4 protein-coding genes are annotated in these 2,297 nt (G+C 61.8%); all 4 read left to right on the top strand.

The features are described from left to right. Positions 1-1,203: monovalent cation/H+ antiporter subunit D (locus AC2FM3_RS17820; RefSeq protein ID WP_496684571.1), on the top strand; the 1,203-nt coding region annotated here is incomplete at its 5' end. Continuing rightward, positions 1,203-1,700 carry a Na+/H+ antiporter subunit E gene (locus tag AC2FM3_RS17815; RefSeq protein WP_496684569.1) on the top strand — a complete coding sequence of 166 codons (498 nt, stop codon included), beginning with the start codon at positions 1,203-1,205 and terminating at the stop codon, positions 1,698-1,700. The genes AC2FM3_RS17820 and AC2FM3_RS17815, both read left to right, overlap by 1 nt. Further along, positions 1,697-1,966, top strand: a complete 270-nt coding sequence (locus tag AC2FM3_RS17810) for a K+/H+ antiporter subunit F (RefSeq protein ID WP_490359877.1) — start codon at positions 1,697-1,699, stop codon at positions 1,964-1,966. Before AC2FM3_RS17815 ends, AC2FM3_RS17810 begins: the two co-directional genes overlap by 4 nt. A 7-nt stretch (positions 1,967-1,973) precedes the next feature. Then, positions 1,974-2,297 (top strand): Na+/H+ antiporter subunit G (locus tag AC2FM3_RS17805; protein WP_496684567.1); only part of this gene is annotated, 324 nt, incomplete at its 3' end.

Genomic DNA, 2,297 nt, shown 5'->3' with positions numbered 1-2,297 from the left:
GTTTGCGGCGCCTTCCTGACGGGGGACGCCTTCAACCTGTTCGTGTTCTTCGAGGTGCTGCTGATCGCATCATACGGTCTGATGACCCATGGCGGCGGCGCTGTGCGTCTGAAGGCCGGAGTTCAATACGTCACCTACAACCTGCTGGGGTCGACCCTGTTCCTGTTTGCATTGGGCACGATCTATTCGGTGACCGGAACGTTGAACATGGCTGACCTGGCCTTGCGCGTGGCCGAGATGCCGCCCGAAGACACCGCCCTGTTGCGCGTGGGCGCGGTTCTGCTGCTACTGGTCTTTTGCATCAAGGCCGCCGTCCTGCCGCTGCATTTCTGGCTGCCGGCAAGCTACGCCAATGCACCATTGCCGGTGGCCGCCTTGTTCGCGATCATGACCAAAGTGGGGGCCTACTCGATCCTGCGGGTCTATACGCTGGTCTTCGGCCCGGACGTCCCGGTCTCGCAGGGACTGGTCGGCGACTGGCTGCAACCCGCCGCATTGGTGACGCTGGCCATCGGATCCATCGGTATATTGGGAACCCAACACATCGCCCGAATGGTGGCCTTCTGCGCCATAGCCTCGATGGGAACGCTGCTGGTCGCCATATCGCTGTTCACCGAGTCGGCGACCGCCGCGGCCTTGTACTATGTCTACCACTCCACCCTAGCCACCGCCTTGCTGTTTCTTGTGGCCGATCTGGTCATGCAACGCCGCAGCGGGGCAATCGCGCCGCGGCCGCCGATGCCGCAGAACGGGCTGATCGCTTCGCTGTTTTTCGTCGGCGCAATCGCCATGGCCGGCATGCCGCCCCTGTCAGGCTTCATCGGAAAACTGCTGGTGCTGGATGCCGCGCGGAACGCGCCTGATGCCACCGCCATCTGGGCCGTGGTCCTGATCGGCTCGTTCGTCACCATCGTGGGGCTTGCGCGTGCCGGCTCGTTGATCTTCTGGAAAAGCCACGACGCCAGCACGCAGGATGATCCGACGCCCGAAGCGGAAACCGCCCCCGAAGACGCAGACCCCGCGCCACCGCCGCCGCCCGAGCCGCAGCCCGGCCTTGCCTTCACTTCGGTCTTCGGCCTCGTCGCGGGGCTGGTCCTGCTGACCCTGTTCGCCGGGCCGGCACTGGACTACACTCGCAGCACGGCGGCGCAGTTGTTTGCGCCGGAACAGTACATCTCGGCCGTATTGGGAAGGGAAGACTAATGAAACTATTGCGCCGGATATTTCCCCACCCGCATCTGAGCTTTCTGCTGACGATCGTCTGGGTGCTGCTGGCCAACGCGCCGTCGCTGAATTCGCTGGTTTTCGGGTTGCTTCTGGGTATCGTCATCCCCTTCATTACGCAGCCCTACTGGCCCGACCGTCCAGTGCTGCGCAACTGGCCGATGGTGGTGGAATACATCCTCGTCGTGCTGTGGGACATCGTGGTGGCCAACATCACCGTCGCCCGGATCATCCTGTTCAAGCCGGATGCCGAGCGCCAGCCCAACTGGGTCTCGATCCCGCTTGAACTGCGCACCCCCGAGGCGATCACCGTTCTGGCCGGTACCATCACGATGACACCCGGGACCGTCAGCTGCGACCTGTCCGCCCAGGGCCACTGCCTGCTGGTGCATTGTCTGGATTCCCCCGATCCGGGCGCCGTCCGCGACCAGATCAAACAGCGGTACGAGCGCCGCCTGAAGGAGATCTTCGAATGATCGAGTATGCAATATACTTTGCCTTTGCCTGTTTCGGCGCCGCGATCATGATGTGCCTTTGGAGGATCATCACCGCCGACGGCGTCGGAACCCGCGTACTGGCGCTTGACACCATGGTCATCAACACCATCGCCTTGATGATTCTGTATGGCCTTGCCGTCGGAACCGAGATCTTCTTTGAATCCGCGATGATCATCGCCATGCTGGGCTTTGTCTCGACCGTGGCCTACGCGCGCTTCATGCTGCGCGGAAACATCATCGAGTGAGGCCGGCATGGAGTTTCTGTTTGAACTGCTGATCGCTTTTTTCCTGATCGTGTCAGGCATCTTCGGCTTTGTCGGCTCATTCGGGATGATCAAGCTGAAAGACCCGATGTCGCGCTTGCATGCGCCCACCAAGGCAACCACGCTGGGCGTGGGCGGCGTTCTGCTGGCCTCTATCTTCCATTCGGTTCTGATCGAGGGGCGCCTGTCGATGCACGAACTGCTGATTACCCTGTTTCTGTTCCTGACCGCGCCGATCACGGCCCTGTTCATTGCCAAATGGCATATTCACCGCCATGAAAAGCCCGAGAACCTGCCCGATGCCGGCGAGGAT

It is taken from the genome of Ruegeria sp. BHSB172 (assembly GCF_059613165.1).
This window is presented reverse-complemented; position numbering and strand designations above follow the sequence as displayed.